Consider the following 13,408-nt stretch of genomic DNA (forward strand, 5'->3'; position numbering starts at 1 on the left):
CATGGCGTAGATGCAAACAAAAAGCGCCGGAAGCCTAAACCTACCCCGCGAGGGAGTGGAGCCTCCGGCGCCCTCTACTAGAATGCACCACAAACGCGCTACCCGGGCAACTAAAAGCCGCACACAAACAATAAAAACCTAAAGAACATCTAGTTCTTACGCAGAAGAACCTGCTCCACGGTATGCTCGGCGCCCTTCTGAAGAATCAAATGCGCACGAGCACGAGTCGGCAAAATATTCTGCAATAGATTCGGCTCATTCACGCTCTTCCAAATGCCGGTCGCCACCTCAACCGCCTGCTCATCGCTTAGCTCCGCATAACGCTTGAAATACGACTCCGGGTTCGCAAAAGCCGAAGAACGCAGAGTCAAGAAACGATTCACATACCAGCGCTCAATATCCTCAGTGCGGGCATCCACATAAATAGAGAAATCAAAGAAATCGCTCAGCGTCAGATCAGAAGTCTCCGGGCCCTCAGCCTGAGAAGGTGCCAAAACATTCAACCCCTCAAGAATCAGAACATCCGGTGCGGTGACCTCAATATGCTCATCCGGCATGATGTCGTAATACAGATGTGAATACTTCGGCGCCACCACACGCTCAGCGCCAGACTTCACCTGCGACACAAAATTCAACAGGGCACGGCGATCATAAGACTCCGGGAAACCCTTACGGTGCATAATGCCGCGACGCTGAAGCTCAGCATTCGGGTACAAGAAACCATCCGTAGTCACCAACTGAACCTTCGGAGTCGAAGGCCAGCGACTCAAAAGAGCCTGCAAAATACGTGCCGTCGTCGACTTACCCACAGCAACAGAACCTGCCACACCAATAATGAACGGGACGCGGCGCTGAGACACATGCAGAAAATCATTCGTCATATGGTTCAACGAAGAAGCAGCAGTCACATACAGATTCAGGAGACGAGAAACCGGTAGATAAATACGCTGCACCTCTTCAAGGTCGACAGTTTCACCCAGACCACGAAGAGACTCAATTTCCTCAGCACTGAGGGGAACAGAAATCTCATCGGCTAGGTGCGACCAACGGGAACGGTCAAGATGCATGAAGCGGTCATCGCCAGAAAAATACGGTGCGGTGCTCATTTATCTAAGTGTACGAACTTTCAGCCCGCGGGGAAAATACCCACCCTCACGGTTTGTTTGAAGAAAAGAAATGTATGAGAAGAAAAGGACAACAACCAATAAAGCTAGGAAAGCCACGATATACGTGACGTATAACGGTATTTCACCGTGCGCATATTCGGATACTTGTGGGATAAACTTATAGCATGTGTGGAATCGTAGGATATGTAGGTCTGGACACTGCTCCGGACGGTAACAAGTTTGACCACAACGCATACGATGTGGTCCTCGAAGGTCTGCGCCGCCAGGAATACCGCGGCTATGACTCTGCTGGCGTGGCACTCGTGTGCCCCGACGGTATCGTATTCCGTAAGAAGGCAGGTAAGCTCCTGAACCTTGAAAACGAGGTCAAGGAACACCCCCTGCCGGACTCCCAGATTGGTATCGGTCACACCCGTTGGGCAACCCACGGTGGACCCACCGACAACAACGCTCACCCCCACGTTGTCGACAACGGCCGCCTCGCCGTCGTACACAACGGTATTATCGAAAACTTCGCAGAACTGCGTGCCGAACTGCTCGCCGAAGGCGTAGAGTTCGCATCTCAGACCGACACCGAGGTAGCTGCAGCAACCATCGCAAGCATCTACAACAAGCTCGGTACCGGTGACCTCACCGAGGCAGTACGCGTCGCATCCAACCGCCTCGAAGGTGCATTCACCATCCTGGCTATCCACGCCGACCACCCGGACCGCGTCGTGGCAACCCGCCGCAACTCCCCGCTGGTCATCGGCCTGGGCGAGAACGAGAACTTCCTCGGCTCTGACGTCTCCGCGTTCATTGACTACACCAAGGAAGCCGTCGAAATGGGTCAGGACCAGATCGTGACCATCACCGGCACCGACTACTCCATCATTGACTTCGAAGGTAACCCCGCAGAGGGCAAGCCCTTCCACATCGAATGGGACGCAGCAGCAGCTGAAAAGGGCGGCTTCAACTCCTTCATGGAGAAGGAAATCCACGAGCAGCCCGCAGCCGTCGAGCAGACCCTCATGGGCCGCCTCGACGAAAACGGCAACCTCACCCTCGACGAACTGAACATTGACGACTCGGTGCTGCGCAGCATCGACAAGATCATCGTCGTCGCATGTGGTACCGCAGCATACGCAGGCCAGGTGGCACGCTACGCCATCGAGCACTGGTGCCGCATCCCCACCGAGGTTGAGCTCGCACACGAGTTCCGCTACCGCGACCCCATCGTGAACGAGAAGACCCTCATCGTGGCACTCTCGCAGTCCGGCGAAACCATGGACACCCTGATGGCAGTGCGCCACGCACGCGAACAGGGCGCAAAGGTTATCTCCATCTGCAACACCCACGGCTCGACCCTGCCCCGCGAATCCGACGCTGCCCTGTACACTCACGCAGGCCCCGAAATCGCAGTGGCATCCACCAAGGCATTCCTGGCACAGATCACCGCAGCATACCTGCTCGGCCTGTACCTGGCACAGCTGCGCGGCAACAAGTACAAGGACGAAATTGCTTCGATCCTCGCCGAGCTGCAGAACATGCCCGCAAAGATCCAGAAGGTCATCGACAACGACACCCAGGTCAAGGAACTGGGCGTCGAAATGAAGGATGCCTCCTCCGTGATCTTCCTCGGCCGCCACGTGGGCTTCCCCGTCGCAATGGAAGGCGCACTCAAGCTCAAGGAAATCACCTACATCCACGCTGAAGGCTTCGCAGCAGGCGAGCTCAAGCACGGCCCCATCGCACTGATCGATGAAGGCCAGCCGGTCATCGTAGTGGTTCCCTCCGCAAACGGTCGCGACTCCCTGCACGGCAAGGTCGTCTCCAACATCCAGGAAGTGCGCGCTCGCGGTGCCTTCACCATCGTCATCGCCGAGGAAGGCGACGAGGCCGTCAAGCCCTACGCAGACCGCCTCATCACCGTCCCGGCATGCCCCTCGCTGCTGCAGCCCCTGCTGGCAACCGTGCCCCTGCAGATTTTCGCATGCGCACTGGCAGAAGCTAAGGGCCTGGACGTTGACCAGCCGCGTAACCTCGCAAAGTCCGTGACCGTGGAGTAATTCTCTAGGGTAATCCTCTGGCGTAATCCTCGGAAATCGCCTCAGCGATAACGAAAGGGCGGTGGTTGAGTTCTTAGAGAACTCAACCACCGCCCTTGTCGTTTAATCGGGCGGTTATTCATGGATGAACCAACAAAAACAGACGCTGTGAAACAGACATCAACCATGCGTCATATTTGACGCTATCCTACCTAAAAGAAACGAATCTCGCTAGACTTAAAACAAGAGAAACCGCAAACAGGACGCGGTCACCACCCATACCGTAAAAGGTGAAGCTCATGATCATGGGAATCGGCGTAGATACCGTCAACATTGAACGATTCGAACGAATCGTCACCGAAACACCCGCCTTCGTCCGCCGCGTCTTCACCCCCAACGAACGCACCCGGAACGTACGCTCCCAAGCCGTACGATTTGCCGCCAAAGAAGCCGTCGCAAAAGTACTCGGAGCACCCGCCGGACTCAACTGGCAAGACTGCGAAGTCGCCACCGCCGAAAGCGGCCAGCCCTACCTCATCATTCAGGGCACCATCGCCCGCCGAGCCAAAGAACTCGGCATCAACCGCATCCACCTCTCGCTGACCCACGACGAACCCATAGCTATCGCCATCGCAACCGCCGAATACCTCAGCGACGCAGAACTGGCGCACCTGCAAAAGTTCAACCCCGAAAGCTACCGGCTCAGCGTCATCGCCGGTGATGACACCGACGACTAACGCAGAGTCACACCAACACCACAATCAGGCGACCCCTAAGGCCCGCACGGTGCCACCCAAGGAGACAGCAATGAAGCTCATCTACACTGCTTCCCAGGTACGCGAAGCAGAAAAGCCCTACATCGAAGCCGCCGACTACGACGGATACCTCATGCAACGCGCCGCAGATGCCGTCGCAGCCGAAGCGCAGGATTTGCTCCACGGCACAGAAAACGCCAAAATCCTGCTCCTCATCGGCCCGGGCAACAACGGCGCAGACACCATCTACGCCGGCGCCCGCCTCAGCGCCAAGGGCCACCGCGTTGACGCAGTCATCTTCGACCCCAGCGAAAAGAACCTCGAACTCATTGCCCGCGAAGGCGGCGAAGGCACCCGCGTACTCGACCCCGAACACACCCTCGAACACCTTACCGGCTACGACCTGACCATTGACGGCATCCTCGGTACCGGCTCCAGCGGCGCCGTACGCGGTGGCGCCGGCGAATACCTGGGCGTACTCCGTGCAGTGCAGCTCGACGGTAAGCTCGGCGCAGTCCTCGCAGTGGACACCCCCTCCGGAGTCGACAACAACCGCGGAACCGTGCACGAACCCTCCCTGCGCGCCGACCGCACCGTCACCTTCATCGGCCACAAGCTACCAGCAGGCACCTGCCACAGCGTCCACTCCGGAGACATCAAACTCTACGACCTGGGCGTTCCCGAAGCCCTCAACTCCCACAAGCCCGCCCTGCGCGTCCTCGACCGCGAAGACTACCGCGAACTCATCGAGGTACCCGACGAGCACTCCCACAAGTACACCCGCGGCGTACTGGGCATGCTCACCGGAAGCCTCGAATACCCCGGCGCAGCCCTCATGAGTGTGCGCGCAGCCCTCAACACCGGCGTTGGCATGGTTCGCTTCGGCGCTAACTCCCATGAGCTCCGCCAGCTCATGATTGCCCACAACCCCGAAACCGTCTACTTCAGCGGCGCACCCGCTCTGCAGAGGGTCACCGTGTGGGCCGGCGGCTCCGGATCCAGCTACGACTCGCTGGACAAGAACCGCTACCTGCTCCACTCGCCCGAGCCCGCAATCCTCGACGCCGGTGCCTGCGACCTGGCGGCAGAATATATGGCAACCGGTAAGCACCTCGGATCACACAAAATCCTCACCCCGCACGCGGCAGAACTCGAACGATTCTTGCGCGTCGTACACGAGCTCGCCCCCGAAACCTGGAAGAAGCACCTGGGCGAAGCCATCGTACCCAGCCGCAAGGACATTGACGCAGAGCCCTTCCGCTGGGTGCGTGCCGCCTCCGAACTCTCTGGCGCCACTGTCATGCTCAAGGGCGGTTACACGCTCATTGCGGCACCCAACGGCGCCACCTACAGCGTTGCCGGAGGAAGCCCCTGGCTCGCCACCGCAGGCAGCGGAGACACCCTCACCGGCATCTACGGCGCCCTGCTCGCCCAGACCGTAGCCGCCTTCGAAGCCCGCAGAGAAACGCTGGAAGACTGCACCTACGCCTCTATCGGTGCGCTCGCAGTCTACCTGCACGGTGAAGCCGCACGTGCCAGTGCCACCGGAAGCGTCAAGGACGCGCTGCTGGGACCCGCCCCGACAACCCGCGTCGCGGAGATGCTCCCCGAAGTCATTGCGCGACTCATCGCCGAATAGGGCAGAGGCGCCCAGTACGCCGCCTCCAATCTAACGCTCTCAGGAGACCCCTGAGCGTCTCTCAAAGAACTAGGCAGAAGGCACACAGAAGGGGCGTGAATCCACCGGAAATGGATTCACACCCCTTCTGTGCGTTTTATATCAATGGATGATGCCAAGCTGCCTGTGCCGGAACAGCGTCTTCAAAAACGGCATACATACCAGCGGGAGACCCCCGACTCTTCTTAGTACGCGCCTTCCTTAGCGAAAACCGCACGGACAGTACGCAGAAGAATAATGAGGTCACCGGTAAGCGACCAGTTCTCAACATAGTAAAGATCCAGACGAACCGATTCTTCCCAAGAAAGGTCACTACGGCCCGAAACCTGCCACAGACCGGTAATACCGGGCTTCACCAGCAAGCGGCGGTACGCAATATCCTCGTACTGCTCAACTTCCTCAACCAGCGGAGGACGCGGACCCACCAGCGACATATCGCCAATGAACACGTTCCACAGCTGAGGCAACTCATCAATCGAGTACTTACGGATGAACTTGCCAATGGGGGTAATACGCGGGTCGTCCTTCATCTTGAAGAGCACGCCATTACCCTCGTTCTGCTCCATGAGGCGCTTCTTAACCTCTTCGGCATCAGTACGCATCGAACGGAACTTCACCATCTTGAACATTTCACCGTTCAGACCCACGCGGTTCTGCAGGAAGAAGACCGGACCGCCATCACGCTTGACCAGCAGCGCCACCACCAGGAACAGCGGAGACAGCAGAATCAAACCCAGACCCGAAGACACAACATCCACAGTGCGCTTGAAGAACGCAGACAGACCGGTAATACGCGGCGTGGACACGTGCACCAGCGGCAGACCATTCAGCGGCTGCATGTGCATACGCGGACCAGCAATATCGGTTGTCGCAGGAGCCATAATCAGCGAAATATGCGCGTCAGCAAGCTTCCAACCCAGCAGGCGAACCTGATCCGGGCTCAAGTGGTGACCATCCGTAACAGCGACCATATGGATGTCGTTCTCGCGGATAGCTTCCATAATGTCAGCCGGAGAAGTGCTGTAACCAAGCACCGGAATCGGTGCGCCAGCAACAGTGGTACCCGGGGTGAAACCGGGCAGATAGAACGCAGCGGGGGACAGTCCGGAAGCAACCACACCCTCCAGGTTCTTGTACAGGTGCTGACCGGTCGTCACATCAGAAATAATCATGACGCGAGTCAACGCACGACCGCGAGAACGCGAACGCACCAGACCCTGACGAATCAGCCAACGCTCAACGAGCAGAAGGAACAGACCCAGCGGGTATGCAATCAGCAGGTACATGCGGGTGACGTCAATCTTGAGGAAGAACGCCACAATAATCAGCAGACAGAAAAAGTAAGTAGTGCCGCGAGTAATGAGACGGTACTCCTCGTTGCCGAACCCCATGATGCGCAGGCTGCGGGAGCCGTTCACCTGGAGGATAAACCACCAGCCGACGACCATACCAACGCCCAGGAAGATGTAATCAATAGCGGGAATACGGCCATCCAGGGCGTTAATAGGCCAAACGTTCACATAGGGCAGGCCAGCATTCTCCCACCCGAAACGAATTAGATGCGCAGCGATAACCGCAATAGCAATGGCGAGAAAATCGCCAAAGTAAAGGGCTCGCTGAACCTTGGGATGCCAGCTTCGCCTGACGACGAAGTCTGAACCCCACATTTTTTTAAGACGATCTTGTACTTTCAACGGTGTAATCTTCCCCGGAAATTTGTCCTGTGTCGTGGACTGAGAGCGGCGAATAGGCACATTTACCCCTAATTATCGGTGAATAGGGAATCGTATCCTAGTCAGTGTTCTGAATGAATGAGTGAACCAGTAATCTTGCTGAGTGAATAGTGGCAGAAACTACGGTAAAGGCGCTGGTAAGGCGCCTAATGGAACGCTATATGAAGCTAAAGAGCGCATAAACGTGTTCCGTAAACTATTCTACGGGGTCGGGGGTCTTGTGGCGCGAAGAATGAAGGCACAAAGCCTCTTGGGTGTGATGAAATCAATCACAGACAAAGAAGGAAAAAAGGGCCTTCGGGAAGAATACCTAGTGGAGCTAAGAAACCCCAAAACCAGCAGTATGTTTCACGCACTTGCAGGAAAACAATAACCGACAGATAAAAGACAAACCCCAAAGACCCCACACCCTAAACGCAGGGTGCACAAGAGACGTTAAGGACGCTCAAGCCCCGCACGATCCAAAATGAAATCAATCATCGGCTCATAACGACGCGGCGGAACGTTATCGTCCATCGGCACGCACACCGGCAGGTCTCCCTGCTCAGCCGCCACAAACAGACCCGGATCATTACAATCCGCAATACCAATTGTCAGCAACTTACAGGTCGAAGAAGCATAACCAGCCATACCGTGATCCGAAACCACCAGATCCGGAGTCACACCGCGCGCCTTCAACTGATCCAGCGCGATGCGCATCGGGCCAGGGAAATGCGTATGTTGCAGATTACCATACTGCTCAAACATCACGACATCCATAATCTGGCGGACATCGCCGTCCAGGAAGCGCTCGCCCTCCTCAATCTGAAGAACCTCAGCACCGGCAGCCTTCGCCGCCGCAGCCATTACCGCATACATGGGGAACAGACCCGCCGGGTGACCGGTCGCAAACAGAATACGAGAACCCGCACGCACCGCTTCGCCAAAGATGCGGGCGTACTCCTCCAGTGCGCTGATGCACTGCTCGGCACCAATGGTGTCCTGACCGTGAGTATGCGAACGGTCCGGGTTCAGACCCGCGCGGCGGACCATCACCTCAAACACCGAATCGTAATCCCACTCGCGGGTCCACTGCACGCCAAACTCAAGGTGCTCATTACCATCCAGGAAACCCTGAATATGGTCCAGGTTATTCTCTCGGGCGGTTGCCACCTCGCCGGTAATACGCACAGAATCCAGGTACGCGGCGAACTCATCGCGGCTCATCGAGAAAGACATTAAAACTCCTCACAACGTGAAAAATACATTACTGCGAGATACCCTCACGTACCTCGGCATAAGCTTCAAGGGTTCGGCGCGCTGTCTGATCCCAACCCATCGTGCGGGCACGCGCCGCGGCGTTCGAACCCAACGAATGACGCAGATACGGGGCACGCACCAGACGCTCAATAGCCGCAGCCCAACGTTCTGGGGTGCGCGGCGCCACCAGCAGGCCCGTACGGTGGTTCTCCACCGCAAAGCGCAGACCGTCAGCATCCGTAGCGAGCACCGCCGCGCCGCACGCCTGCGCCTCCAGAGCCACCAACCCGAAGGTCTCAGACGACGATGGGGACGCCACAATATCGGCGGCACGGAAAATATTCGCCAACTCAGAGGCGGGAACCGGGTCCTTCAAATGGACTCGATCTGCCACGCCCAGCTCAGCTGCACGCTGCAACAGGCGGCGCTCATAATCCGAATCGGAACGACCAATAATGTCCACATCCACCTGCAAATCATCGGGGAGCAGCGCGAGCGCCTCCACCAGCAGATGCGGGCCCTTCAAAGGCTGAGGCCTACCGGCAAACACAATGCGGCAACGAGTCTCCGAGGTGTCATTGAGCGGATGCACGCCAGGAATCGTATGGAAAATCGAGGTGTCAACACCCGGCGGGATAATGGCAAGCTTCTGCGCGTCCGTACCGTAGTACTCGCCCATCTGCTGCGCCTCCAGGGGAGTATTCACAATCACCCGGCTCGCGGAGCTACTCATCAGACGCTCGGCGCGGTAGCGTTCCTCAGGCTCGGGTGCTTCACCTTCGCCGCGGCGCGCATCCTTGGCGGCAGCCGTCGTATGCGGAGTGAAAAGAACGGGAACCGGGAAGACAGCGCCCTGAGTCGACCACAGTTGGGATGCGCGAGCCGCAGCCTGACCAGACAGCCAATAGTGGGCGTGAATAATATCCGGGGTGTACAGTGCCTGCTCTACGCACGCCCGCGCAAAATCATCGGTGACCGTAGCCAACTCATTCTTCGAAAGACCACGAGCAGACGGAAGATCAAGGCTGTGGCGCACAATGCGCTCGCCGGACTGAGGAAGCTGACGGAACGGCGAATCAGCCGGAAGTGCTTCACCGCGGTCCAGCGTGAAAACCTCAACCCGCAGCTCGGGATCGAGCTCCAGCATGGCGTGCACCGACCGGGCAATATAGACGTTCATGCCGCCTGCATCTCCGCTACCGGGCTGCGCAAAAGGGTCGGTGTGCATGGAATACACGTGAACCGTCCGAACCGGCGGCAGAGTGCTCATCGATGCTTTCCTCTCTCGAAGGTGTACCTGACCTAGTGTAGCGCGACAGGACTTTCGCACACCGGGAGGTCTAGAATTTAGTAGAAGAGAGGCTGCCCAAGCACAGCCTGTAGTACCCGCCCGTCAGAAGGACCGTGAAGGACCATGACTCACCCTCAGCAGCCTGCCGAACCGCTCTACTGCCCGCCCTGCACCCCAGCAGAGGCAGAGCGAAGCGCCACCATTGACCTTGATGCGCTAGAACATAATGTGCGCCGCCTCAAGGAACTTATTGGCGACCGTGCGCTCATTGCAGTGATTAAGGCGGACGCGTACGGTCACGGCGCGTACCCGGTGGCACGTTCGGCTATTGCCGCCGGTGCTGACCTGCTGGGTGTGGTGCACGTGAACGAGGCGCTGGAACTGCGTGCTGACGGTATTGAGGCGCCGCTCATGGCGTGGCTGCACACTCCCTCCACCGATTTTGAGGCGGCGCTGCAGGAGAAGATCCGTCTGGGTGTTTCCGGTTGGGACCTGGAGGCGGTAGCCGCCGCCGCTGAACGCACCGGTGAGCGCGCTATCGTGCATCTGAAGGCTGATACCGGTCTGGGCCGTAACGGTGCCACCGCTGCGGATTGGCCTGCGCTGGTGGCTCGCGCTGCCTCCCTGGAGGAGTCTGGACTGATTACGGTTGAGGGTATTTTTAGCCACCTGGCGGTTGCGGATGAGCCGACCCGCGCCGAGACTGCACAGCAGCTCGACACCCTGGATACTTTTGTGGCTCAGGCTCGTGAGGCCGGCCTGGATCCGAAGATGGTGCATCTGGCGAACTCTCCGGCGACCCTGACCGCCTCGCTGGAGGGCTGGGATACGGAGGCGCGTCTGCTCGGTGACGGCGTGCGTTGCGGCCTTGCGCTGTACGGTCTTTCCCCGTTGCCGGAGGTCACCGCTGAGGACCTGGGCCTGAAGCCCGTCATGACGGTGGGTAGCTACATTGCCGCCGTGAAGGAAGTTCCTGCAGGTCAGGGTGTTTCCTACGGTTTGCGCTACCACACCAAAAAACCGACCACCCTGGCGCTGGTACCGCTCGGCTACGCTGACGGCGTGCCGCGCATTGCGGAGAATGCGCCGGTACGCATCTACCCGGGCGAGCAGAACGTGGAGAACGGCTTCGTGCCTAATAGTGCGGAGGGTAAGACCTACCGCGTGGTCGGTCGCGTTGCCATGGACCAGATGGTCGTTGACCTGGGTGAACCCGGCCTGAGCAACCCCGCCCTGGGTTACCTGGGGGCGCCCGCCATCCTTTTTGGTGCCGGTGAGAACCCGCCCGTGGAAGAGTGGGCGGATGCCGCGCAGACCATTAACTACGAAATCGTGACCCGCATTTCGTCCCGCGTGGAGCGCCTCTACGTTGGCGGCTCCTGGGTTGAAGCTGAACTGAACGAGCTGTGGGGCACCGGGCAGGAGCAGGAGGGCTAATGAGCGTCGAGTACATTTCTGCCGCCCTCGACCTGGATGTGACCGGCCCCGACCATACCCGCCGCCTGGCGCTCACCCTGGCGCAGCGCTTGAACGCCGGGGACGTACTGTTGCTCTCGGGCGAGCTCGGCGCGGGCAAGACCACGTTCACCCGCTCCCTGGGTGAAGGCCTGGGGGTGCGCGAAGGCGTTATCTCGCCGACCTTCGTGCTCTCGCGCGTGCACCCGAACCTGCCGGACGGCCCCCGCCCCGGCGGCCCCGACCTGGTGCACGTGGACGCCTACCGCCTCTCCAGCGCCGAAGAGCTCGACGACCTGGATCTGGAGTTCTCTCTGCCGCGCTCTGTGACCGTCATTGAGTGGGGCCGCGATAAGGCTGAGCACCTGAGCGATTCCCGCCTGGAGCTGGACTTCACCCGACTGACTGGCGCGGATGCGCGCTTCGCCTACTCGGGTGCCGAAGAGTTCAGCTGGGACGACGAAGACGAGGACGAAAGCGACGAGGAAGCGGACACCCCCGAACCTCGCCTGCTGCGGGTGCGTGCCTTCGGCCCCCGCTGGGAGCACGCTTTTGACGCACTGAAAGAGGCCCTGCAGAGCGCCTAGAGCCCGCGCGTTAGAATGATAGGGTGCTAGTACTTGCCCTTGATTCATCCGCCACCGCATCTGTGGCGCTCGCCCGTGTGCACGGCTCCGAAGCCGGTGCGTCCTTCGAAATCCTCGCCCGCTACGAGAGTGAAGATACCCGCTCCCACGCCGAGGTGATGGGCCCCTACGCGCAGGCGGCCCTGCAGGACGCTGGCGTGCGCGGCGAAGATTTGGATGCGATTCTGACCGGTACCGGCCCGGGACCTTTTACGGGTCTGCGTGCCGGTATCGTTACTGCGCGCGCTCTGGGTTTTGCCTGGTCGGTGCCGGTGTACGGCATGATGAGCCTGACCGCGCTGGCTGAGCGTGCTGTGTCTGGCGCGGCTACCGGTGAAGCTGGCGCAGCCGCCGGGGAAGAGAGCGCAGAACGAGCGTTCGCCTCTGCTGAAGGTGCTGAGCTTGTAGAAGGTGCTGAGCTGCTTGCACTCTCCGACGCGCGCCGCCGCGAAGTCTACTCCGCCCGCTACCGCGTGAACGCCGAAGGCTACAGCCTGGTGGACGGCCCGAACGTATGCCCCGCCTCCGAAATTCTGCCCGGTGGGGCTCCCTCCTACGCCTACGGCTACGGTGCTGGCCTGTACTCCGAAACTCTCGAAGAGCACGGCTGGACCATCGTCGATTCTGCCCGTCAGGTTCACCCCCACGCCGAGTACCTGGTTGCCGCCGCGGCACGCCTGGGCGTAGAGAACCTGAGCGAGGACACCTCCGCCCAGTACCTGCGCGACTCAGACGCAAAGGTCCCCGCCGCAATGCTCGCCCGCCAGCAGAAGCAGGTCGCGCAGGCTGCTGCACAGGCTGCCGTGCAGAAGGAGAGATAAATGAGCGCTACCGACAATATCGTGCGAGACGACCTGGCATTGAATAACCTGGCACTGAGTAACCTGGCACTGGGCGCCCGCCTGCGCGTTGCCGAACTTGCCGACGTGCAGGCCATGCACCGCATGGAAACCGCCCTGTTTCCCGCCGACGCCTGGCACATCGACATGTTCCTCGAAGAGCTGACCCACCCGACCCGCACCTACTACATGCTCGAATTGCCCGCAGAAGGCTCCGAAGATAATGAGAGCGGCTGGCGCGCTATCGGCTACTGCGGAACCATGGTCGTAGCCGACACTGCCGACGTTCAAACCATCGGCGTGATCCCCGAGTACGAGGGGCACGGCTTCGGTCGCGCCATGCTTGAGCAGATGCACGAGCGTGCCCGCGAGCAGGGTGCCGAGCGCATCCTGCTGGAGGTGCGTGCCGACAACCCGCGCGCCCAGCGCCTCTACGAACGTAACGGCTACCGTGCGATTCACGTACGCCGCGGCTACTACGATGATGGAACCGATGCCATCATTATGGAATGCACGTTCTAAATAGTCCGTTGGGCTAAACGGCAATCCATGCGATAGGGGTGAGTATCCGCTGCCCTCTACGCCGCCGCCCCTCTAAGCCACAGCATCCCTACGCCACAGCATCCTTCCATTACTGC

11 protein-coding genes are annotated in these 13,408 nt (G+C 59.4%); 7 read left to right on the plus strand and 4 right to left on the minus strand.

Annotated features, from left to right (window positions below):
* Positions 1–149 precede the first annotated feature (149 nt).
* A complete protein-coding gene (gene coaA / locus HMPREF2779_RS05175) occupies positions 150–1,106 on the minus strand; it encodes a type I pantothenate kinase (RefSeq protein ID WP_049349270.1) in 957 nt (318 codons plus the stop codon).
* Positions 1,107–1,291: 185 nt separating this feature from the next.
* On the opposite strand from coaA, the gene glmS reads away from it, so the two are divergent.
* The 3 genes from glmS (at position 1,292) to HMPREF2779_RS05190 (ending at position 5,548) form a co-directional block, all read left to right on the plus strand.
* Positions 1,292–3,175 carry a glutamine--fructose-6-phosphate transaminase (isomerizing) gene (gene glmS, locus HMPREF2779_RS05180; RefSeq protein ID WP_049346441.1) on the plus strand — a complete coding sequence of 628 codons (1,884 nt, stop codon included), beginning with the start codon at positions 1,292–1,294 and terminating at the stop codon, positions 3,173–3,175.
* A 278-nt stretch (positions 3,176–3,453) separates the two neighbouring features.
* Positions 3,454–3,891: a holo-ACP synthase gene (locus HMPREF2779_RS05185; RefSeq protein WP_070642933.1), complete on the plus strand. Its 438-nt coding sequence runs from the start codon at positions 3,454–3,456 to the stop codon at positions 3,889–3,891.
* 70 nt (positions 3,892–3,961) lie between these two features.
* Positions 3,962–5,548, plus strand: a complete 1,587-nt coding sequence (locus tag HMPREF2779_RS05190; protein WP_070685596.1) for a bifunctional ADP-dependent NAD(P)H-hydrate dehydratase/NAD(P)H-hydrate epimerase — start codon at positions 3,962–3,964, stop codon at positions 5,546–5,548.
* A gap of 224 nt (positions 5,549–5,772) precedes the next feature.
* On the opposite strand, the gene HMPREF2779_RS05195 is transcribed toward HMPREF2779_RS05190, so the two are convergent.
* The 3 genes from HMPREF2779_RS05195 to HMPREF2779_RS05210 all read right to left on the minus strand — a co-directional run bounded on the left by HMPREF2779_RS05195 (position 5,773) and on the right by HMPREF2779_RS05210 (position 9,829).
* Complete coding sequence (locus tag HMPREF2779_RS05195) at positions 5,773–7,254, minus strand: sugar transferase (protein WP_070685593.1); 1,482 nt, start codon at positions 7,252–7,254, stop codon at positions 5,773–5,775.
* Between the two features lie 501 nt (positions 7,255–7,755).
* A complete protein-coding gene (locus tag HMPREF2779_RS05205; RefSeq protein ID WP_070685591.1) occupies positions 7,756–8,538 on the minus strand; it encodes a phosphatase in 783 nt (260 codons plus the stop codon).
* Positions 8,539–8,566: 28 nt separating this feature from the next.
* The gene (locus HMPREF2779_RS05210) at positions 8,567–9,829 is read right to left on the minus strand and encodes a glycosyltransferase (RefSeq protein WP_105360985.1); all 1,263 of its coding nucleotides are present in this window, start codon (positions 9,827–9,829) and stop codon (positions 8,567–8,569) included.
* A 144-nt stretch (positions 9,830–9,973) separates the two neighbouring features.
* On the opposite strand from HMPREF2779_RS05210, the gene alr reads away from it, so the two are divergent.
* Genes alr through rimI form a run of 4 tightly spaced genes read left to right on the plus strand, consistent with a single transcriptional unit; the run spans position 9,974 to position 13,292 of the window.
* Positions 9,974–11,287, plus strand: a complete 1,314-nt coding sequence (gene alr, locus HMPREF2779_RS05215; protein ID WP_105360986.1) for an alanine racemase — start codon at positions 9,974–9,976, stop codon at positions 11,285–11,287.
* Entirely contained in the window at positions 11,287–11,892 is a 606-nt protein-coding gene (gene tsaE, locus HMPREF2779_RS05220) for a tRNA (adenosine(37)-N6)-threonylcarbamoyltransferase complex ATPase subunit type 1 TsaE (protein WP_105360987.1), read from the plus strand. The genes alr and tsaE overlap by 1 nt, the downstream gene beginning before the upstream one ends.
* Before the next feature lie 23 nt (positions 11,893–11,915).
* On the plus strand, positions 11,916–12,752 hold the full coding sequence (tsaB, locus tag HMPREF2779_RS05225) for a tRNA (adenosine(37)-N6)-threonylcarbamoyltransferase complex dimerization subunit type 1 TsaB (protein WP_105360988.1): 837 nt from the start codon (positions 11,916–11,918) through the stop codon (positions 12,750–12,752).
* Positions 12,753–13,292, plus strand: coding sequence for a ribosomal protein S18-alanine N-acetyltransferase (gene rimI / locus HMPREF2779_RS05230; RefSeq protein WP_105360989.1), 540 nt, complete (start codon positions 12,753–12,755; stop codon positions 13,290–13,292).
* Positions 13,293–13,408: the final 116 nt, after the last annotated feature.

Origin of the sequence: Rothia sp. HMSC069C03, assembly GCF_001811075.1 — a bacterium.
GTDB classification, from domain to species: domain Bacteria; phylum Actinomycetota; class Actinomycetes; order Actinomycetales; family Micrococcaceae; genus Rothia; species Rothia mucilaginosa.